This is a genomic window from Burkholderia sp. EMB26 (assembly GCF_024730645.1).
Taxonomy (GTDB): domain Bacteria; phylum Pseudomonadota; class Gammaproteobacteria; order Burkholderiales; family Burkholderiaceae; genus Burkholderia; species Burkholderia cenocepacia.
Map to the genome: position 1 here is coordinate 2,094,733 of NZ_CP078071.1, position 19,859 is coordinate 2,114,591.

At 67.7% G+C, this 19,859-nt stretch carries 22 protein-coding genes; 13 read left to right on the top strand and 9 right to left on the bottom strand.

The window, feature by feature from the left end; translation table 11 throughout:
- Positions 1–13 precede the first annotated feature (13 nt).
- From KU887_RS26185 to KU887_RS26195, 3 genes are read left to right on the top strand one after another with little or no spacing between them, the layout of a single operon-like run.
- Entirely contained in the window at positions 14–916 is a 903-nt protein-coding gene (locus KU887_RS26185; RefSeq protein ID WP_258255975.1) for a DUF4123 domain-containing protein, read from the top strand.
- A 56-nt stretch (positions 917–972) separates the two neighbouring features.
- Positions 973–1,650: a DUF3304 domain-containing protein gene (locus tag KU887_RS26190; protein WP_006494589.1), complete on the top strand. Its 678-nt coding sequence runs from the start codon at positions 973–975 to the stop codon at positions 1,648–1,650.
- Positions 1,651–1,686: 36 nt separating this feature from the next.
- Positions 1,687–3,420, top strand: a complete 1,734-nt coding sequence (locus tag KU887_RS26195) for a DUF2235 domain-containing protein (RefSeq protein ID WP_006482310.1) — start codon at positions 1,687–1,689, stop codon at positions 3,418–3,420.
- A gap of 80 nt (positions 3,421–3,500) precedes the next feature.
- Here the strand turns inward: KU887_RS26195 and KU887_RS26200 are convergent, their stop codons facing one another.
- Positions 3,501–4,121, bottom strand: coding sequence for a LysE/ArgO family amino acid transporter (locus tag KU887_RS26200; protein WP_006482350.1), 621 nt, complete (start codon positions 4,119–4,121; stop codon positions 3,501–3,503).
- 110 nt (positions 4,122–4,231) lie between these two features.
- On the opposite strand from KU887_RS26200, the gene KU887_RS26205 reads away from it, so the two are divergent.
- On the top strand, positions 4,232–5,125 hold the full coding sequence (locus tag KU887_RS26205) for a LysR family transcriptional regulator ArgP (protein ID WP_006480142.1): 894 nt from the start codon (positions 4,232–4,234) through the stop codon (positions 5,123–5,125).
- 48 nt (positions 5,126–5,173) lie between these two features.
- On the opposite strand, the gene fnr is transcribed toward KU887_RS26205, so the two are convergent.
- The 3 genes from fnr to KU887_RS26220 all read right to left on the bottom strand — a co-directional run bounded on the left by fnr (position 5,174) and on the right by KU887_RS26220 (position 7,409).
- Positions 5,174–5,920: a fumarate/nitrate reduction transcriptional regulator Fnr gene (gene fnr / locus KU887_RS26210; protein ID WP_006482294.1), complete on the bottom strand. Its 747-nt coding sequence runs from the start codon at positions 5,918–5,920 to the stop codon at positions 5,174–5,176.
- A 103-nt stretch (positions 5,921–6,023) separates the two neighbouring features.
- Positions 6,024–6,491, bottom strand: a complete 468-nt coding sequence (locus tag KU887_RS26215; RefSeq protein ID WP_006482283.1) for a universal stress protein — start codon at positions 6,489–6,491, stop codon at positions 6,024–6,026.
- 510 nt (positions 6,492–7,001) lie between these two features.
- Positions 7,002–7,409 (bottom strand): DUF3005 domain-containing protein, encoded by a 408-nt coding sequence (locus KU887_RS26220; RefSeq protein WP_060264132.1) that lies wholly within the window; start codon positions 7,407–7,409, stop codon positions 7,002–7,004.
- Positions 7,410–7,687: 278 nt separating this feature from the next.
- Here KU887_RS26220 and KU887_RS26225 point away from each other — a divergent pair, with 278 nt between their 5' ends.
- Positions 7,688–7,921 carry a hypothetical protein gene (locus tag KU887_RS26225; protein WP_006480138.1) on the top strand — a complete coding sequence of 78 codons (234 nt, stop codon included), beginning with the start codon at positions 7,688–7,690 and terminating at the stop codon, positions 7,919–7,921.
- A gap of 137 nt (positions 7,922–8,058) precedes the next feature.
- Positions 8,059–8,979, top strand: a complete 921-nt coding sequence (epsC, locus tag KU887_RS26230) for a serine O-acetyltransferase EpsC (RefSeq protein WP_006482285.1) — start codon at positions 8,059–8,061, stop codon at positions 8,977–8,979.
- 162 nt (positions 8,980–9,141) lie between these two features.
- Here epsC and KU887_RS26235 read toward each other — a convergent pair whose 3' ends face one another.
- The 3 genes from KU887_RS26235 to KU887_RS26245 form a co-directional block, all read right to left on the bottom strand.
- The gene (locus KU887_RS26235; RefSeq protein WP_006482287.1) at positions 9,142–9,945 is read right to left on the bottom strand and encodes an SDR family oxidoreductase; all 804 of its coding nucleotides are present in this window, start codon (positions 9,943–9,945) and stop codon (positions 9,142–9,144) included.
- Entirely contained in the window at positions 9,945–10,580 is a 636-nt protein-coding gene (folE, locus tag KU887_RS26240) for a GTP cyclohydrolase I FolE (protein ID WP_006482320.1), read from the bottom strand. The genes KU887_RS26235 and folE overlap by 1 nt, the downstream gene beginning before the upstream one ends.
- 95 nt (positions 10,581–10,675) lie before the next feature.
- Positions 10,676–11,602 carry a LysR family transcriptional regulator gene (locus KU887_RS26245; RefSeq protein ID WP_006482291.1) on the bottom strand — a complete coding sequence of 309 codons (927 nt, stop codon included), beginning with the start codon at positions 11,600–11,602 and terminating at the stop codon, positions 10,676–10,678.
- Positions 11,603–11,718: 116 nt separating this feature from the next.
- Here KU887_RS26245 and pobA point away from each other — a divergent pair, with 116 nt between their 5' ends.
- From pobA to KU887_RS26280, 7 genes are all read left to right on the top strand, one after another.
- Positions 11,719–12,951 carry a 4-hydroxybenzoate 3-monooxygenase gene (gene pobA, locus KU887_RS26250; protein ID WP_059720963.1) on the top strand — a complete coding sequence of 411 codons (1,233 nt, stop codon included), beginning with the start codon at positions 11,719–11,721 and terminating at the stop codon, positions 12,949–12,951.
- Positions 12,952–13,095: 144 nt separating this feature from the next.
- Entirely contained in the window at positions 13,096–13,812 is a 717-nt protein-coding gene (locus tag KU887_RS26255) for a 3-oxoacid CoA-transferase subunit A (protein ID WP_006482282.1), read from the top strand.
- A 19-nt stretch (positions 13,813–13,831) separates the two neighbouring features.
- Positions 13,832–14,488: a CoA transferase subunit B gene (locus KU887_RS26260; protein ID WP_006482308.1), complete on the top strand. Its 657-nt coding sequence runs from the start codon at positions 13,832–13,834 to the stop codon at positions 14,486–14,488.
- A gap of 88 nt (positions 14,489–14,576) precedes the next feature.
- The gene (locus tag KU887_RS26265; RefSeq protein WP_258255987.1) at positions 14,577–15,935 is read left to right on the top strand and encodes a 3-carboxy-cis,cis-muconate cycloisomerase; all 1,359 of its coding nucleotides are present in this window, start codon (positions 14,577–14,579) and stop codon (positions 15,933–15,935) included.
- 16 nt (positions 15,936–15,951) lie between these two features.
- Positions 15,952–16,737, top strand: a complete 786-nt coding sequence (pcaD, locus tag KU887_RS26270; RefSeq protein WP_058902482.1) for a 3-oxoadipate enol-lactonase — start codon at positions 15,952–15,954, stop codon at positions 16,735–16,737.
- 10 nt (positions 16,738–16,747) lie between these two features.
- Positions 16,748–17,134, top strand: coding sequence for a 4-carboxymuconolactone decarboxylase (gene pcaC / locus KU887_RS26275; protein ID WP_006480129.1), 387 nt, complete (start codon positions 16,748–16,750; stop codon positions 17,132–17,134).
- 194 nt (positions 17,135–17,328) lie between these two features.
- The gene (locus KU887_RS26280) at positions 17,329–18,687 is read left to right on the top strand and encodes an MFS transporter (protein WP_006482278.1); all 1,359 of its coding nucleotides are present in this window, start codon (positions 17,329–17,331) and stop codon (positions 18,685–18,687) included.
- Between the two features lie 132 nt (positions 18,688–18,819).
- Here KU887_RS26280 and KU887_RS26285 read toward each other — a convergent pair whose 3' ends face one another.
- Together KU887_RS26285 and KU887_RS26290 are read right to left on the bottom strand one after the other, a co-directional pair.
- Positions 18,820–19,068, bottom strand: coding sequence for a hypothetical protein (locus tag KU887_RS26285; RefSeq protein WP_012492997.1), 249 nt, complete (start codon positions 19,066–19,068; stop codon positions 18,820–18,822).
- Positions 19,069–19,176: 108 nt separating this feature from the next.
- Positions 19,177–19,794: a LysE family translocator gene (locus KU887_RS26290; RefSeq protein WP_006482276.1), complete on the bottom strand. Its 618-nt coding sequence runs from the start codon at positions 19,792–19,794 to the stop codon at positions 19,177–19,179.
- Positions 19,795–19,859: the final 65 nt, after the last annotated feature.

Here is a 19,859-nt window from a genome sequence, read left to right on the forward strand (position 1 = left end):
GGCAGGGCAGCGCATGACGAATGACCCGATCGCCGCGCAGGCGGCCGACGCGCTGCAGGCGGCGCTGTCGTCGCAGGACGGGCTGCGCGCTTACGTCCTGATCGACGGTGCCTTGCTCGATACCTTGCCGGACGATGAGAAGGCGTCGTGGCCCGCGTTCGTCGCGGCTTCGCTGCTCGACGACGCCGACGACGAGGCGAGAATCGTCGGGCCGCTGCTGTTCGAATGGCAGCCGGGCGCCGACGGCGCCGATGCCGCGGACGCGATCGAGGCGCGCAGCATTCCATGGCCGGCGGCGAGCGTGCTCGTGTCGCCGCTGTCGCTCGCGCGACTGGCCGCGCATCTGGCGCCGATGGTGGACGTCCAGCTCGAGCAGATGGAGAGCGTGATGCTGATGCGCTTCTTCGATCCGCGCGTGCTGCCGTTCTGGCTCGACATGCTGCCCGCCGCGCATCGCGCGTATCTGGCGCAGGGTGTGCGGCACTGGATTCACCGCGATACCGCGCTGCAGCTTCGCACGGCGGACATCGCCGCGCCCGCCGACGTCAGGCAGGCCGCCGAATTTCCGCTGCAGTTGACCCAGGCGCAGGAGGACGAACTGCTCGCCGCGTGCTATCCGTACACGATGCTCGAGCGGCTGCGCGTCGAAAAGCCCGCGCTGCTGGCGTCGTTGCCGGCCGCGCGGCACTACGACTTCGTGCGCGACCAACTGGCGCGCTGCCGTGCGCACGGCGCCGACAGCGCGGCGTCGCTGCTGATCTATTGCGAACTGGCGCTGCGGTACGGCGCGCGCTTCGACGAGGATCCGGCGATGGCCGCCGTGTTCGACGCGGTGGCGCAGGGGCAGGCGTTTCCGGAGGCGCTGGCGCGGGTGCCGGCGGAAGACTGGCGGCGGATGCAGGAAGCGGCCGCGTGATGGCGCGTGCGCGACGCGACGCGAATGAAATCGACTGAAAGAGAAGGAAGTTCAATATGAACCGCTGCTGGATCACCTTGCTGTCCGTGATGGTTTTCTCCACGGCTGCCTGCAGCAAGAGCGTGAACGATGCCGAAAAGGACAGCTTGGCGCCGGGCGAAGTGAATAAATGGAACGACCCGAACTACGACATCATTACCGCCGGGTCCTTCAACTATACGGATTACGACATCTACGGCGTCTATCTGCTGCCGCCCGACAAGAACAGCCTCGACGACGCGGCGAGCGCCGACGGCGCGCACGCCACGCCCCGGAATGCGAAGTACTGGTCCGGCGGGGGCGGCTCGCGCCCGAGTCTCGCGTGGGATTTCCGCTGGAAGACCCCGAAGACGTTCAAGGTGTGGTGGGAGCGCGTGGTCGACAAGCGCGCGATGGAAGCGTCGTCCGCGAACTACGACCCGTACACGCACCGGGAAACCCAGCCGGGGATGGCGTGGTGCGAAGGCGAGATCACGGTCACGCGGCCGCCCGTCAAGGACAAGAGCGGCGGCATCGTGCTGCACTTCTTCCCCGATGGCCGGGTGGAAGGCGACATGGATTTCGAAGTCGACGGCCCGGACCCGAAGGTGGCCCTGTCCAAGCGTGACGCGCAGCGCAAGCTGGCCGACCGCGCGTGCCTGAAGGAAATTCCCAATCCGTTCTATGGGCGCAAGAAGCCGGCCCAGTGGAATTGACGCCGGACACCTGATCGGAACAGGAGCGTAACCGCCATGAGCAATCCTCCCCTCATTCGACGCATCACCGATATCACGCCGGTCGAGGATTCGATCCGCCACGCGCACCGCGAGGCGCTCGATCCGCTGCGGGTCGAGCAATGCAAGGAGTGTCCGAAGCCCGTGTGGTTCACGGCCTTCTTCGATGGCACGGGCAACAACTACGGCGAGGACGGCAACGGCTCGACGGACGTCGCGAGAACCAAGTACAGCAACATCGCCAAGCTCGCGATGTTCGCCCATGTCCCGTTCAACAAGGCCAATCCGCGCACGATGGGCCGGTACGTCGAGGGCGTCGGCACCCCCTGCAGCAAGGTCGGCGATTCGGGCAAGGGTCTCGACGGCGTGTTGGGCATGGCGGCCGCGAGCAAGGGCGAGGCGCGCATCCGCTGGATGCTCCGCGAGCTCGAAAAACACGTGACGAACCACATGCCGGCCGTGAGCCAGATCAACGTGGCCGCGTTCGGTTTCTCGCGCGGCGCCACCGAGGCGCGCGCGTTCGTCCGCATGCTGACCGAGCAGCTGGCCGAGAACATCGGCGGCCGGCTCTGGTGGAACAAGAAGAACATGAAGGGGATGCGTCCCGAAGTGGTCGTCTACTTCATGGGCATCCTCGATACGGTGGCGTCGACGGGCTTCGGCGGCAGCCGCCTGGAGAAGGCGGCGCCCTACATCGTGGGCGCGATCCTCGGGCCGGTCTATGGCGGCGTGCTGCACGGCATCGACAAGGGCGGCCATGCGGAATGGGCGAACGACATCCGCATTCCGGACTACGTCCGGCAATGCGTGCACTATGTCGCGTCGCATGAGGTCCGGGAGAAATTCCCCGGCGACTCGGTGCGCGAGGATCAGAAGCTTCCCGCGAACTGCCGCGAGGTGTATTACCCCGGCATGCACTCGGACGTGGGCGGCGGCTACGAGCGCAATTACCAGGAAGGGCGAACCAACGAACTGGCCAACGTCGCGCTGAACAATCTCTTCATCGAGGCCTGGAAGGCCGGCGTGCCGTTCCGCGAGCCGAAGGATGTCATGGAAACGGCCGGCGGGCTGTTCGCGATTTCCCGCGAGCTGGAGGCGGCCTGGAACGTGTACATGGGGCAGGGCAACGAGCGTCGCGCGGGCGTGGCGTCGAACAGCGACCGGCTCGAGTCGCAGATCATCTGGCACATGAACCGCTACTACCAGTGGCGCGCCAGCCGCAGCCGGCGCCTGCACGACGGCCGGCTGAAGCCGCCGGGCGGCGTGGACCCCCACATGGCCATCACCGACGGCGAATGGAACGAAGATGCGGATGCCGTGCGTCGGGCCAACGGGGGCATCCTGACGCGGACCATCTCGGAGCAGTACAAGGCGATCGACGCGGCGACGCGGGTCACCGGCAACTGGCTGGGCGGCATCGATCCGGCGGCGCGCGCGACGTTCGACCGGTTCTTCGATCACTACGTGCACGACTCGATTGCGGGCTTCAAGAAGCAGATGGAAGACGGTTACGCCGGCTTCGCCGAAGCGAGCCGCTGGTCGGTCAACCGCCAGTACTTCATGGGCAAGCGCGGCAAGAAGTTCCTGTACTGGCGTTACGAGGGCGACAAGGCCGAGCAGGCCGCCACGCAACTCGCCAAGGCCGATCCGGCGAAGCAGCAGGACCCGATGGCAGCCAACGAGCCGCAGCTCGCCAGCAACCAGCCCGCGGCGGTTGGCGGCACGCTGCCCGACGCGACTTCGACGGCCTGACGCCGAACGCGATACCGGTCGCGACCGCGACCGGCTGACCTCACGTCGCGGCAGACCGCGTCTGCCGCGACGCTCCCTCCCTACCGCAACTGCACGGCCGCGAGAAACAGCACCATGCTGCCGATCGCGCCATCCAGCACGCGCCACGCGACCGCCTTGCGGAACCACGGCGCCAGCAAGCGCGCGCCATAGCCGAGCCCGAGGAACCACACGACGCTGGCCGTCATCGCGCCGATCGCGAACGCGAGCCGCCCGCCTTCCGGCTCGCGCGCGCCGGCCGTGCCGATCAGCAGGAACGTATCGAGATACACGTGCGGGTTGAGCCACGTGAACGCGAGCGTCATCAGCACGATCGCGAGCGCGCTCTGCGGCGGCGGCGCGACCGCGTCGCCGCGCACGTCGAGCGTGTCGTGGCCGGGCTTGAACGCACGGCGCAGCGCATTGATGCCGAACCACGCGAGATATGCGAGGCCGACGTACAGCACCGCGTGGACGAAGGTCGGATAGCGCTCGACGAGCACCGACGCGCCGCCGACGCCCGCGCCGATCAGGATCATGTCGGACACCGCGCACAGCAGCACGATCTTGCCGACATGCGAGCGCATGATGCCCTGGCGCAGGACGAATGCGTTCTGCGCGCCGATGGTGACGATGAGCGACGCGCACAGGGCGGCGCCGTGAGAAAAAGCGAGCCAGTTCATGATGGGGGACAGCCGTGGAAGCAGTAGACGAACGAATCGGGTAGCGCTAGTCTGCGAGCAGCGCGGGAATAAGAGAAGCTAAATCACCTAATGCAGATTAAGGAAATCTAATGCTCGACTACGCGTTGCTCGATGCCCTCGCCGCCGTGATCCGGCACGGTTCGTTCGAGCGGGCGGCCAAGGAGCTGAATGTCACGCCGTCGGCGGTGTCGCAGCGCGTGAAGCTGCTGGAGGAGCGGGTCGGCAGCGTGCTCGTCAAGCGCGGGCAGCCGTGCGTCGCGACCACGTCGGGCGCGCTGCTGTGCCGGCATACCGAACGCGTGCAGTTGCTGGAAGCCGAACTGGGCGGCCGGATGCCCGCGTTGCCGGGCCAGATCGCGAGCGCGTGGCCGACGCTGCGCGTGGCCGTCAACGACGACAGCGTCGCGACGTGGTTCATCGACGCGGTCGGGCCGTTCTGCACCGAGCGCGAGACGCTGCTCGACCTCGTGATCGACGATCAGGATTACACGGCCTCGCGCATCCGCGACGGCAGCGTGCAGGGCGCCGTGACCGCGCAGGCCGAGCCCATCCAGGGCTGCCGGTCGGAGCGGCTCGGGCGGATCCGCTATCGCGCGGTGTGTTCGCCGGCGTTTTACGCACGTTATTTCGACGCGGGGATCACGCGCGATGCGCTGCGCCGCGCGCCGTGCGTGATGTTCAATCCGAAGGACGGGTTGCAGGCGCGTTTCATCCGGCGCGTGACGCGCGCGGATCTCGATCCGCCGCAGCACTGGATACCGCACGTCGCCGGCTACCTGCGCGCGTGCGAAACGGGATTGGGATGGGGGATGTGCCCGGACCGGATGGTCGACCGCCAGCTGGCGGCGGGCGAGTTGATCGACATGTCGCGCGGGCGAACCATCGACATCGATCTGTACTGGCAGAGCTGGCGTCTGTCGATCGGCTGGCTCGACGATTTCAGCGCGGCGCTGAAAGCGCGTGCCGCGCTGTTTCTCGACTGACCGGCGACGTTGGGCAGGCGGCGCGCGACGGGCGCGCGCCGTGCGGTATCAGAGGTGTTGCAGGCCGTCGAAGTCGATGATCTGCACGTGGCGGCCCTGCATTTCGATCAGGCCGCGCTTCTGGAATTTCGACAGCGTGCGGCTGACCGTTTCGAGCGTCATGCCGAGATAGCTGCCGATGTCCTCGCGCGTCATCCGCAGGTTGAATTCCGACGGCGAGTAGCCGCGCTTCAGGTAGCGCGACGACACGTCGAGCAGGAACGCGGCGACGCGCTCTTCGGCATTCAGCGAACCGAGCAGCATCGTTTGCGACGTTTCGCGCACGATCTGTTCGCTCATCAGCTTGTGCATGCGCAACTGCATCGAGCCGGCTTCCGAGCACAGCGTCTTGAGCGCGCTGTACGGAATCACGCAGACCGAGCTGTCTTCCAGCGCGACCGCGGTGCGCGGGTGCGTATCGTCGCAGATGCCGTCGAGGCCGAGCGCTTCGCCGGCAAGGTGCAGGCCCGTGACCTGTTCGCGGCCGTCGTGACGCGTCGCGACGGTTTTCAGCGAACCCGAGCGCACAGCGTACAGGTTGTCGAATGCGTCGCCTTCGCGGAACAGCGCTTCGCCGCGCTTGACCGGGCGTGCCGCGCAGATGACCGACTCGAGGCGACTGAGCGCTTCGGGCGCCAGGCCCTGCGGCATGCACAGGTGCCGCATCGCGCACGACGAGCAGTGCGCGGCCTGGCGAGGGGCCCAGCTACCGGCATGGGGCGTGGCGGCGGGGCGGGTGGCGACGGGCGTCAGCATGATCGTATACTCCGGCGTTGAATCGACGAAATCATTGTCCCACCGCAAGTTGCCGCTGTCGGGTGACAAAACGTCGCGACCGGCCGCGCCTGCCGAGCGCCGCTCAGGCGGCCGGCTCGTCCGCGTTGGCGGCCGCCGGGATCAGCAGCACGGGCAGCGTCGCGTGGCGCACGCACTGTTCGGCGATGCTGCCGAGCACGAGGCGGCGGAAGCCGCGACGGCCGTGCGTGCCGAGCACGAGCAGATCGGCGCCGAACGCTTTCGCGCCGTCGAGGATCAGCGACGATACGTCGTTGAGCGACGTCGCTTCGTTCAGCCGCGTTTCGCCTTTCACGCCGGCGGCCTGCATCCGCTTCGCGAAATCCTGCGCGAGCGTGTTGCCCTGCGCGACGAGCTGATCGCGCAGCACGGACGGATCGTAGCCGGGCACGTTGTAGTAGATCGCGGCGTTTTCGACGACGTAGAACGGCTGCAGCTCGGCGCCGTGCGCTTTCGCGAGCGCCAGCGCGGCGTCGAACGCATGGCGGGACGTGTCGCTGCCGTCGACGGCAACCAGAATACGCTTGTACATAGTGTCTCCGAGTGGCGGGTTGAAACGAAGTCGGCCGGATGGCCGAGCGGGCTGGGCGATGCGCGATGCTGCGAGGCAGAGTAAACCAACGGGCAGGATCGTGCAGCGAGATGCCCGCGCTGCCGCACGGTCGCGCGGTTCCGGTCGCGGCCGGGCAGGGCCATGCATGCGACGCATGCTGCACCGCGCGATGCGTGTCGCGTGGTGTGGCCGCATCGTCGGCGAAACCGCATGCGCGCGCATCGACCCGACACGGCAGTCACGCCGATGCGCGGCACGCATCGCCATTCAATCGCAATCGCGCCGCGCCGCCATGACTTCGGTCAATGCATGTGCGTCGATGCGATGCGCGGCAGGCATGACCGTGAACGCCGAGGCCCGTGCGCGGAACCGTTCGCTTCGGCATCGCGCGAACGAGTATCGGCGCGTAGCGCGAATCGTACGCGCCGATCCACCGCCATCGTTCGACGGCGATTCCGAATCGAACGATCGATTCAAACGCCGCGCGGGCTATCCCGGCACGGCGGTCAACTCGATGACGCGCTCGGGGCGGCGGCCGTGGCCGGGCCAGTACGCGCTGCCGTACATCCGGTGAACGGGACCGAACGGCGCGTCGCCCGCGGGCGGCGTGTCGAAGCCTTTCTCGATCACCTTGTAGCCGGCGCGCAGCGCGAACGCCGGATGATTGCCGTCGGGGCGGCTGTCGAAACCGGCGAAGCCGTCGCCGGCTTCCGGCATCGCATTGACGAGCGACGCGTTGCTGCGCGTGATCTGGTCGGGCGAGATCGGCCCGGCGCCGGCGAGGCGCGACGCTTCGCGGTGCTTGCCGTCGGTATCGACCGTGCTGTCGTGCGTGTCGTCGTTGTCGAGTTCGACGCTGCGCGGATGCGCACGACCTGTTTGAGCGGATGATTCCATCACGGCTCTCCTGGCGGCGACACGCTCCGGATCGAAGCAAATCCCGTTCCGGGCACGACGGGAAAAGGCGCGCGGGCGATCGCCGCGGTCGCGCGACGCGCACTGATTTGTCATGATTTATTTCAGCTAGAAGACGCGTTTTCTACAGAGTATGATTCTTTTCCTGCGAAGCGGCGACAGGGGATGAAGTCTCGCCGCCTCTGCCCGCGCCGGGGCGCCGCAGCACCCTTAAAGACGGGTAGCGAACAACAAAGCAAGGGACTAGAGGTGGCGGATTCATGCAAGCGACTACTGCCTTCACGCACCGCGGTTATCTGTTGAATTGCGCGCCCGCACGCGCCAGTGACGGTTCATTCAAGCCCTACGTCGTGATCTCCCGATCGAGCGACGGGGAGCTGGTTGCGAACCGTTTTTTTCCGATCGAGCTCCAGTTCAACGACGAAGGCGACGCGATCGCGCACGCGCGCGACTGGGCCGTGCGCTGGATCGACGCGAGCAGCATCTCGATGTGACGCCGTCGCACGCGTGCGGCGCTGGCCGTCCGGCCGATCCCCGGGGTGCCGCTCCCGGACAAAAAACGCGGTAATCTTGCGGAACCCGTCACTTTATTAGCGGCCGCGCATCCGCGCGCGGCTGCCCGCATTGGCTTATGTCGACATCACCCGCCCGTCAGTGGGGCCTCGAAGAAATCGTCGCCGGCTTGCGCGAGTCGCGCGAGGAACTCCATCGCACGCGCCATCCGCGCGGCATCCGCGAACTGCCGTCGCGCGATGCAATCTGCAAGATTGTGACCGGCCTGCGCGCGTCGATGTTTCCGACGCACTACGGCGCGCCCGACCTGACCGACGAAAGCGTCGACTACTACGTCGGCCACACGCTCGAAAGCACGCTGCGCATCCTGTCCGAGCAGATCCGCCGCGCGTTGCCGTTCCTGCCCGAGCACGTCGATACGCCGTTCGCCGAGCTCGACGAACGCGCGTTCGAGATCGCGCGCGAGTTCGGCCGGCAGTTGCCGGCGATCCGCGCGCTGCTCGTCAGCGACATCCAGGCCGCGTACGCGGGCGACCCGGCCGCGCAGCACATCACCGAGATCCTGCTGTGCTATCCCGGCGTGCTGGCGATGATGCACCATCGGCTCGCGCATGCGCTGCACCAGCTCGGCGTGCCGCTGCTCGCGCGGTTCATCAATGAAATCGCCCACTCGGCGACCGGCATCGACATCCACCCCGGCGCGCAGATCGGCCCGAGCTTCTTCATCGACCACGGCACTGGTGTCGTGATCGGCGAGACCGCGATCATCGGCGAGCGCGTGCGCGTGTACCAGGCCGTCACGCTCGGCGCGAAGAGTTTCCCGGCCGATGGCGACGGCGCGCTGGTGAAGGGCAATGCACGGCACCCGATCGTTGAGGACGACGTGGTGATCTACGCGGGCGCGACGATTCTCGGCCGCGTGACGATCGGGCGCGGCTCGGTGATCGGCGGCAACGTGTGGCTCACGCACAGCGTGCCGCCCGGCACGAGCGTCGCGCAGGGTAAGGTCCGCGAAGGCGGGAGCGCCGAGAAGCCGTAACGCGGCAGCGAATGCGCGGGCGCCGTTCCGCGCAACGCGGCGGATGACGCGGAATGGATCGGCGGCCGGACCGCCGTCCGGCGTTCGCGGGCGTGAGCGGTGCGAAGCCCGCTCGGCCCGGCGCACGAGGGCGGCGTGCAGCCGCCTTCGTTCATCGAAGCGTCAGTGCTTGCCGTCCGGCGAGCGGTGCTTGTACAGCACGTCCTGGTCCACGCGGATCAGGTTCTGGCCCGCATCGACGACGAAATCCACGCCGTTGTACGCATTGCCCGTCAGCAGCAGGATCGCGCTGGCGACGTCGTCGGGGCCGGCGATGCGCGCGAGCGGCGTCGAGGCGCGGCTCGCGTGTTCGAAGTCGGCCTGCGTCTGGTCGTCGCTCGGCAGCATCAGCCCCGGGAACACCGCATTCACGCGCAGCACCGGCGCGGATGACAGCGCGAGCATCTGCGTCAGGTTGCCGAGCGCGGCCTTCGCGACCGTGTAGCTGAAATGGTCGCGGTGGAAGTTTTCCTTGATCTTCTGGTCGACCACGTTCACGACGACGCCCTGCGTGCCGGCCGCCCGGGCCCGCTCGTAGAACGCGCGCGTGAGCAGGATCGGCGCGCGGCAGTTGACGGCCCACGCCTGATCGAACGCCGCGAGGTCGAAGCTCGGGAAATGGTCCTGCCAGAACACCGACGCGTTGTTGACCAGCACGTCGAGGCGCCCGAAGCGCGCGTACACCTGGTCGATCAGCGTGGTGATCTGCGCGGCATCGGACAGGTCGGCCTGCAGCGCCACCGAATCGTGCCCGCGTTCGGCGATCGCGCGGGCGGCGGCCTGCGCGGCATCGGCCGAACGGTCGTAGTGCACCGCGGTGCGATAGCCGTGCGCGGCGAAATACTCGGCGAACGCGCGCCCGGCCCGGCGCGCGGCGCCGGTCACGAGCACGACGGGCGCGTGCGCCGTTTGCTTCGTCTGCTCCATCAGGTATTCGTCAGGTTGACCGAGGAAGGATTCGCGACGATCGACAGGAATTCGCGACGCGTCGACGGATCGGTGCGGAACGTGCCGAGCATGCGCGACGTGACCATCTCGACGCCCGGCTTGTGCACGCCGCGCGTGGAGATGCACTGGTGCGCGGCTTCGAGGATCACGCCGACGCCCTTCGGCTGCAGCACGTCGAACAGCGTGTCGGCGATCTGCACGGTCATCTTTTCCTGGATCTGCAGGCGCTTCGCGAACGCATCGACGAGGCGCGCGAGCTTCGAGATGCCGACGACGCGATGGTTCGGCAGATACGCGACGTGCGCGCGGCCGATGATCGGCACCATGTGGTGCTCGCAGTAGCTCTCGAAGCGGATGTCCTTCAGCACGATCATCTCGTCGTAGCCGTCGACTTCGCTGAACGTGCGCGCGAGGATGTCGCGCGGGTCGAGCGCATAGCCGGCGAAGAACTGCTCGTACGCGCGCACGACGCGTGCGGGTGTGTCCAGCAGGCCTTCGCGCGCGGGATCGTCGCCGGCCCAGCGCAACAGCACGCGGACGGCGTCTTCGGCTTCTTCACGGCTCGGCCGGGAGGCGACCGCCTCGGGCCGCGCGGATTTCTTTCCCTTACCCATGTAGTGGCTCCATCGAAGGCCGCCTGCGGCGGCCGATATCCGGCCATTGTTTCATGCTTTCGCCGGTCGTGCGTGCGGGCCGCCGCGCCCCTTCGTCACTTCGGCCATTCGTCCTGCTCGTCGTTGAACAGCGACGCGACGACGCCGCGCAGCCACGCGGTGCGCGGGTCGTTGTGGTACTTGCGATGCCAGTGCTGCTTCAGGTCGAAGCGCGGCAACGCGAGCGGCGGCTCGACGGGCACGATGAACGCGTGCTCGGCCGCATAGGCGTAGCCGATCGCGTGCGGCACCGTCGCGATCAGGTCGGTGCGGCTCAGGATGAACGGGAGGCTCATGAAGTGCGGCGTTTCGAGCACCGCGCGGCGCTGCATGCGCTGCTTCGCCAGATATTTCTCGAGCACCTCCTGGCTGCGGCCTTCGGCGCGCACCACCGCGTGCCCGCACGCGAGGAACTGCTCGACCGTGAACGGCGGCGTCTGCTCGAACGGATGACCGCGCCGCATCAGGCAGACGAACCGGTGCGTGAACAGCCGTTGCTGGAAGAAGTTGTTGCCGTCGAGGTCGGGGAAGTAGCCGACCGCGAGATCGATCGACCCGGCTTCGAGGCCGCGTCCGACTTCGTCGTGCGCGAGCGAGACCGAACGCAGGTTCGCGTGCGGCGCATGTGTCGCGAACGCCTGCAGCAGCTTCGGCAGGAACACGATCTCGCCGACGTCCGACAGCGCGATCGAGAACGTATGCGTGCTCGCGGCCGGATCGAAGTCGTGCGGCGCGACGAGGCCGCGCTCGATCTGCGCGAGCGCGTCGCGGGCGGCCGGCAGCAGCGCGAGCGCGCGCGGCGTCGGCTCCATCCCGCGCGACGTGCGCACGAACAGCGGATCGCCGAAATACTCGCGCAGCCGGCCGAGGGCGGTGCTCACGCGCGGCTGACTCACGCCGAGCAGGTCGCCCGCGCGGCTCACGTTGCGCGCGTCGTCGAGCGCGACGAGGTAGGGAATCAGGTTCAGATCGAGCGCATCCATGGCCGGGCCGGTATCTTCGAAACGTATACAACATATCTCCTGAATCGCGTTGCCGCATAGTCGGGAAAGCGCTCAAATGTGTTCCACGATTCGAATTAATGTTCTGGAGACGAACAATGCGCACCCAAGTCGCGATCATCGGCGCCGGTCCGTCCGGCCTTCTGCTTTCCCACCTGCTGCGCCTGCAAGGCGTCGATTCCATCCTCGTCGAAGCGCGTTCGCGCGAATACTGCGAGAACCGCATCCGCGCCGGCGTGCTCGAGCAGGGCACGGTCGACACGCTGAACGAAGCCGGCCTCGGCGACCGGATGCGTCGCGAAGGGCTCGAACATCACGGCATCGAGCTGCTGTTCGACGGCCAGCGTCACCGCATCGACCTGTCCGAGCTGACCGGCGGGCGCGCGATCACCGTCTACAGCCAGCACGAAGTCGTACGCGACCTGATCGCGGCCGGCGTCGAGCACGGTCATCAGATGCACTTCGAAGTCAGCGACGTCGCGCTGCACGACGTCGAAAGCGAGCGGCCGTTCGTCACGTTCAAGCATGCGGACGGCCGCGCCGACCGCATCGACTGCGACTACATCGCCGGCTGCGACGGCTTCCACGGCATCGCGCGGCAGACGATTCCGGCCGACCGGCTGAACACGTTCGAGCGCGTCTACCCGTTCGCGTGGCTCGGCATCCTCGCCGACGCGGCGCCGTCGCTCGACGAGCTCGTGTACGCACACCACGACAACGGCTTCGCGCTGTTCTCGATGCGCTCGCCGACGGTCACGCGGCTGTACCTGCAATGCAAGCCGGATGAAGACCTCGCCGCATGGTCCGACGCGCGGATCTGGGACGAACTGCACACGCGCTTCTCGAACGACACCGGCTGGACGCCGACCGAGGGCCGGATCACGCAGAAGAGCGTGACGCCGATGCGCAGCTTCGTGTCGGAGACGATGCAGCACGGCCGCCTGTTCCTCGCCGGCGACGCCGCGCACATCGTGCCGCCGACCGGCGCGAAGGGCATGAACCTCGCGGTGGCCGACGTCCGCGCGCTGTCCCGCGCGCTCGGCGCACGCTACCGGACGGGCGACGCGACGCCGCTCGAGCGCTATTCGGCGACTTGCCTCGAACGCGTGTGGCGCGCCGAGCACTTCTCGTACTTCATGACGAACATGCTGCATGCGTCGCCGGACGATTCGCCGTTCGTCAATCGCCTGAAGTTTGCCGAGTTGAAGTACGTGACGCGCTCGCGGGCCGCCGCGCAGTCGCTCGCTGAAAACTACGTCGGCTTGCCGTTCGACGATGCGACGGCCTCCGAGGCAACCCGCCTTGACAACGCGCTGTGCGCGACTCTATGATCGGCCCATCGTTCGCTAATCGAATCTGAGTTCGAATAGCGAACAAAAGCCGAGGGTCGACGAAGGCCTCCGGCGCGGCACGCGGCACGCGCGTGTCCCCTCGACAGGCCGCGCACGAGCCGCGGGTTCGCATCAGGAAGAGACATGGTCAACAAGATTTTCGAATCGCTTCAGTCGGCGGTTGCCGACGTCCACGATGGCGCGACAATCATGATCGGCGGCTTCGGCACGGCCGGCATGCCGTCCGAGCTGATCGACGCGCTGATCGAACAGGGCGCGCGCGACCTGACGATCGTCAACAACAACGCGGGCAACGGCGAGACGGGCCTCGCGGCGCTGCTGAAGGCGAAGAAGGTGCGCAAGATCATCTGTTCGTTCCCGCGCCAGAGCGACTCGCAGGTGTTCGACGCGCTGTACCGCGCGGGCGAGATCGAACTGGAGCTCGTGCCGCAGGGCAACCTCGCGGAGCGCATCCGCGCGGCGGGCGCCGGCATCGGCGGGTTCTTCACGCCGACGGGCTACGGCACCAAGCTCGCGGAAGGCAAGGAAACGCGCGTGATCGACGGCAAGCCGTACGTGTTCGAGACGCCGATCCACGCCGATTTCGCGCTGGTGAAGGCATACAAGGGCGACCGCTGGGGCAACCTCGTGTACCGCAAGACCGCGCGCAATTTCGGGCCGATCATGGCCAGCGCCGCGAAGGTCGCGATCGTCCAGGTGTCGGAAGTCGTGCCGCTCGGCGCGCTGAACCCGGAACACATCGTGACGCCGGGCATTTTCGTCCAGCGGATCGTCGAGGTGCCGCAGGCCGCGCACGCGGCCGAGCTGGCCGCCGAACACGCTGCGTCGCAAGCCGCCTGACCCGCCTGGAGAAACCGACATGAAACGACTGACCCGCGATGAAATGGCCAAGCGCGTCGCCCAGGACATCCCCGAAGGCGCGTACGTGAACCTCGGCATCGGCGTGCCGACGCTGGTGGCGAACCACCTCGACCCGAGCAAGGAGATCTTCCTGCACAGCGAGAACGGCCTGCTCGGCATGGGCCCGGCGCCCGCGCCCGGCGAGGAGGACGACGAGCTGATCAACGCCGGCAAGCAGCACGTGACGCTGCTCACCGGCGGCGCGTATTTCCACCACTCGGATTCGTTCGCGATGATGCGCGGCGGCCACCTCGACTACTGTGTGCTGGGCGCGTTCCAGGTGTCGGCGAACGGCGATCTCGCGAACTGGCATACGGGCGCGCCCGATGCGATTCCGGCCGTCGGCGGCGCGATGGACCTCGCGATCGGCGCGAAGCAGGTGTTCGTGATGATGGAGCACCTGACGAAGCAGGGCGAGAGCAAGATCGTCGCGCAGTGCTCGTATCCGGTCACCGGCGTGCAATGCGTGAGCCGCATCTATACGGATCTCGCCGTGCTCGACGTGACGGCCGACGGCCTCGCGGTGAGCGAGATCTTCACCGACCTGTCGTTCGACGAGCTGCAGAAGCTGACCGGCGTGCCGCTGATCGACGCGACGCAAAAGGCCGCCGCCTGAACGGCAAGCGTGCCGGGGCGCGCATTCGAGCGCACGCCGGCACGCTTGGGTAGACAATAGGCGCACGCCGTTTCCCCATTCTGATGCCATGCTCGAAGACAGCGCCCGCCTGACCTCCCTGATCTGCGGCACCGAGCCGCTCAACCGGATCTGGTCGCCCCGCGCGACGATCCAGCGCATGCTCGACGTCGAGGCCGCGCTTGCGCGCGCGCTGGCCGCGCAGCAGGTGATTCCCGCCGCCGCGGTCGCGCCGATCGAACGTGCGTGCGACGCCGGCCGGCTCGATGCCGACGCGCTCGCGCACGGTGCGGCGCTCGGCGGCAATCTTGCGATTCCGCTCGTCAAGCAGCTCACCGCGCAAGTGAAGGCCGACGACCCCGAGGCCGCGAAGTTCGTGCACTGGGGCGCGACGAGCCAGGACATCATCGATACCGCGACCGTGCTGCAGTTGCGCGACACGCTCGACGTGCTCGATCCGCTGCTCGACGAAGCCTGCGCGTCGCTCGCGGCGCTCGCGCGCACCCATCGCGCGACGCCGATGATCGGCCGTACGTGGCTGCAGCAGGCGCTGCCGATCACGCTCGGCCTCAAATTCGCCCAATGGCTCGATGCGCTGCTGCGCCATCGCGCGCGTTTCGCCGAGTTGCGCGAACGCGCGCTCGTGCTGCAGTTCGGCGGCGCGGCCGGCACACTCGCGAGCCTGCGCGAACACGCAGCCGGCGTGAGCGCCGCGCTCGCGGCCGATCTCAAGCTCGCGGTGCCCGCCGTGCCGTGGCATACGCAGCGCGATCGCATCGCGGAAGCGGCGGCGTGCTTCGGGATGCTGATCGGCACGCTCGGCAAGATCGCGCGCGACGTGTCGCTGCAGATGCAGACCGAAGTCGGCGAGCTCGGCGAACCGGCCGCCGCCGGCAAGGGCGGCTCGTCGACGATGCCGCACAAACGCAACCCGGTCGGCTGCGCAGCCGTGCTGACGGCTGCCGTGCGCGCGCCGAACCTCGTCGCGACCGTGTTCGCGGGGATGGTGCAGGAGCACGAGCGCGCCCTCGGCGGCTGGCAGGCCGAATGGGATGCGCTGCCCGACCTCGCCCGCCTGACGGGCGGCGCGCTCGCACAGATCGCGCAGATCGTCGCGGGCCTCGACGTCAACACCGAGCGCCTCGCCGCGAACCTCGACCTCACGCACGGGCTGATCCTCGGCGAAGCCGTGATGCTCGCGCTCGGCGACCGCATCGGCCGGCTCGATGCGCATCACATCGTCGAGCACGCGTCGAAGGAAGCCGTGCGCACGGGCGCGACGCTGTTCGACGTGCTCGCCGCCGATGCGACCGTGTCGGCCCACCTGTCGCGCGACGCGCTCGCGCGGCTGCTCGATCCCGCACATTACGTCGGCGAGGCGCATGCCTATGTCGACGCCGTGCTCGCGCTGCATGCGGGCGCGCACTAACCAGGAGAACCTTGAGATGCCTTTCGCCACTGTCAACGGCGTGAAACTGCATTACCGGATCGACCGTGCCGCGCGCGACGACGCGCCGTGGCTCGTCTTCTCGAATTCGCTCGGCGCCGACCTGCAGATGTGGGCCCCGCAGATCCGCCCGCTCACGCAGCACTTCAACATCCTGCGCTACGACACGCGCGGCCACGGCCATTCCGACGCGCCGTCCGGTTCGTACACGATCGAGCAACTGGCGGGCGACGTGATCGGCCTGCTCGACCACGTCGGCATCGACTGCGCGCATTTCTGCGGCATCTCGATGGGCGGGCTGACGGGCGCCGCGCTCGCCGCGCGCTACCCGTCGCGCATCGTGCGCGCGGTGCTGTCGAATACCGCCGCGAAGATCGGCTCGCCGGAAGTGTGGGGGCCGCGTGCGCAGAAGGCGCGCGCCGAAGGCATGGCCGCGCTCGCCGACGCCGTGCTGCCGCGCTGGTTCACCGACGCATTCGTCGAACGCGAGCCGCGTCTGTTCGATGCGATCCGCGACACCTTCGTGCATACCGACAAGGACGGCTATGCGGCGAACTGCGACGCGCTGAACGCGGCCGACCTGCGCGAGGAAGTGAAGGGCATCGCGTTGCCGGTGCTCGTCGTGACCGGCGCGAAGGACATGTCGACGCCGCCCGACCAGGGCCGCGCGCTGGCCGCCGCGATTCCCGGTGCGCTGCACGTCGAATTCGACGCCGCGCACATTTCGAACATCGAGTGCACCGGCGGGTTTAACCGCGCGCTGCTCGATTTCCTGACTGCGTGAGGCACCGGCGATGGATGACCAGGAACGTTATGAAGCAGGGATGAAGGTGCGTCGCGCGGTGCTCGGCGACGCGCACGTCGACCGTTCGATCGAGAACCGCACCGAGGTGACCGACGAATTCCAGAACCTGATCACGCGCTATGCATGGGGCGAGATCTGGACCCGCGACGGGCTGCCGCGCCATACGCGCAGCCTGCTGACCATCGCGATGATGGTCGCGCTGAATCGCGGCGAGGAACTGGCGCTGCACCTGCGCGCCGCGCGCAACAACGGCGTGACGCGCGACGAGATCAAGGAAGTGCTGCTGCAGACCGCGATCTATTGCGGCGTGCCGGCCGCGAATTCCGCGTTCCATCTCGCGGACAAGATCTTCAAGGAACAGGATGCGGCCGGTTAAGCGCCGGCGATGATCCGATCGGGCGGCCCGCCGAGGCTGGCGGGCAGTCGTCGATGAAGAGCGCACCGGCAGCGAATCGGTGCGTGAACGAAGGAACGGCGCGGCCACGAGGCCGCGCTTCTTGCATATATCAATGTTGCATGGGACCGGCGCAAGCGCAGACGCGCCCACGCCGGCCGACAAGGAGACTAGCGATGAATCGCGCACCCGTGGTCGATGTCCAGACCTTCATCAACGAGCAGCCGTTCGGCGGCTTTCAATGGCTCGTGTTCCTCATGTGTTTCGTGATCGTGCTGCTCGACGGCTTCGATACGGCCGCGATCGGCTTCATCGCGCCGTCGCTGCTCGGCGAATGGAACCTCACCAAGCCCGATCTCGCGCCCGTGTTGAGCGCCGCGCTGTTCGGCCTCGCGTGCGGCGCGCTCGTGTCGGGCCCGCTGTCCGACCGGCTCGGCCGCCGCTCGCTGCTGCTCGGCTCGGTGTTCCTGTTCGGCGTCGCGTGCCTGATGTCCGCGTTCTCGAACACGATCGGACACCTGACCATCCTGCGCTTCATCACCGGCGTCGGGCTCGGCGCCGCGATGCCGAACGCGGTCACGATGATGGGCGAATTCTGCCCGGACAAGCGCCGCGCGACCGTGATCAACCTGATGTTCTGCGGCTTTCCGCTCGGCGCCGCGTTCGGCGGCTTCCTGGCCGCGTGGATGATTCCGCATTTCGGCTGGCGCAGCGTGCTGGTGCTCGGCGGCGTGACGCCGCTGCTGCTCGGCGTGCTGTTGCTGCTGAAGATGCCGGAATCGGTGCGTTTCATGGTCGCGACCGGTCAGTCCGTCGACAAGATCCGCGCCACGCTCGCACGCATCTCGCGCGACGCGTTGAACGCCGGCTCGTTCGCATTGACCGAAGCCGCACCGCAGACGGGCGGCAAGGGCCTCGGCGTCGTGCTGTCGCGCTCGTACATCGTCGGCTCGGTGATGCTGTGGCTCGCGTACTTCATGGGCCTCGTGATCTTCTACGCGTCGATCAACTGGATGCCGATCCTGCTGAAGGATGCGGGCCTGACGCCGAAGAGCGCGACGCTGATCTCGGCGCTGTTCCCGCTCGGCGGCGTGGGCGCCGTGCTGTGCGGCGTGCTGATGGACCGCTTCAACGCGAACCGCGTGATCGCCGTGTGCTACGCGCTGACGGCGGTGAGCGTGTATGCGATCGGGCAGGCGGCCGGCAACGTCGGGCTGCTGGTGCTGGTCGTGTTCGTGGCCGGCGTGCTGATGAACACCGCGCAGTCGTCGATGCCGGCGCTGGCCGCCGCGTTCTATCCGACCGAAGGGCGCGGCACGGGTGTCGCGTGGATGCTCGGCGTCGGCCGTTTCGGCGGGATCGCGGGGTCGTTCCTCGTCGCCGAGCTGACGCGCCGGCACTTCTCGTTCGCGGGGGTGTTCGCGACGATCGCCGTCGCGGGCGTGCTCGCGTGTGTCGCGCTGCTGATCAAGCAGATGGCGCGCCCGCATGGCGTGGCGCAGCCGGCGGGCAAGATCGAGTCGCTCGGGCATTGAGCGGCGTGCGGGCCGGTGCGTTGCATCGGCCCGGCGCGTGATGGATTCAGGCCGGGCGAGAGCAGATCGACCGGCGCACGACGACAGACCGGGCCGCCTTCGCGGCCCGTCGACATTGCGGCCGTCGCACCGTTACTCCTCCGCGTCGTGCTCCTTGACGAAGTTGCGCAGATACGCGCGCAGCGCGGCTTCCCGGCCGCGATGATCGTCATGGTTCGCGGCGCCCATTCCCGCCTCGTCGCCGAACAGCGTCGGCGGCGCGCAGTAAGTGCCGACTTCGATGTTCTCGCGCAGCACGCGGATATCGTGCGTGAGCGGGTGATACTCGGCGATCCAGTGCATACCCTCGATGTGCTCGCCCGCTCTGAGCATTGGCTTCATCGGCAATCTCCATGCAGAGCAGCGGTGCAACCGCCGAAGCGGTTGCACGCGCCCGTACCGAAAGGGTACGCCTGCATCACCTGAAGCTCAACGGGCGCTCGTGAGCGCTTACTGCGGCAGCAGATGGGCGACGAGCGGGTACAGCGACAGGATCAGCAGCACGGCCATCGTCACGTTGAAGATGCGCAGCGCGCGGGGATTCGACAGGAAGCGGCGCAGGCCGAGGCCGAACGCGGCCCACAGGCTGATGCACGGGAAGCCGATCAGGATGAACAGGATGGCCATCCATGCGGCATTCATTCCATAGTCGGCGGACAGGCGGATCGTCGTCGCGGCGGTCAGCACCATCATCCACGCCTTCGGGTTGACCCACTGGAACGCGGCGGCTTCGATGAACGTCATCGGCCGCGATTTGGCGCCGTGCGCCTTCACTTCGCCCGACGTGCCGATGCGCCACGCGAGGTACAGCAGATAGGCGACGCTCGCCACTTCGAGGAGCGTGTACAGCAGCGGCAGGCGCTTGAACGCTTCGCCGAGGCCGAAGCCGACGCAGAGCATCAGGATCGCGACGCCGATGCTGATGCCGAACAGGTGCGGCATCGTGCGGCGAAAACCGAAGTTGACGCCGGACGCGAGCAGCATCGTGTTGTTCGGGCCGGGCGTGATCGTCGTGACGAGCGCGAACAGCATGCCGGCGGGCAGCGCGCTGAGGGTGAGGAATTCCATCGCGGATTCTCCATTCGGTTCGAGGCTGGGATGGAGTCAGTGTAGCGACGGTTTTCTGTACAGTA